Origin of the sequence: Chryseobacterium sp. SIMBA_028 (assembly GCF_046535285.1) — a bacterium.
Taxonomy (GTDB): Bacteria; Bacteroidota; Bacteroidia; order Flavobacteriales; family Weeksellaceae; genus Chryseobacterium.
The window spans coordinates 1-273 of the sequence record NZ_JAWRWZ010000274.1 but is presented as its reverse complement, the minus strand read 5'-3'; the positions used below and the strand labels follow the sequence as shown (position 1 = coordinate 273).

The window sequence follows — 273 nt, the reverse complement described above, 5'->3', positions numbered from 1 at the left end:
CTCAGGAAATGGAATCCAGGCTACGTGGAATCCGAAACAAGTCCCAAACTGCAATTGAAGAAACCGGTACAGGTATTCTGTATCTTGCGCTGGGCTTCCTGGAATGGTTTGAATCACCGAATTCCGACAAGAGTCGACTCGCCCCGTTGTTTACCATTCCAGTGATGCTGGAAAGAGGAAAGCTGAATGCTAACGCTGGGGTGTACCGGTACCAGATAAAATATACCGGCGAAGATATCATTCCCAACTTGTCATTGCAGGTAAAGCTAGCCA

At 47.6% G+C, this 273-nt stretch carries 1 protein-coding gene; it reads left to right on the top strand.

The genetic code is table 11. The features are described 5' to 3' along the window. Positions 1–8: 8 nt before the first annotated feature. Positions 9–273 (top strand): DUF4011 domain-containing protein (locus tag SCA31_RS23430; protein WP_410699417.1); only part of this gene is annotated, 265 nt, incomplete at its 3' end.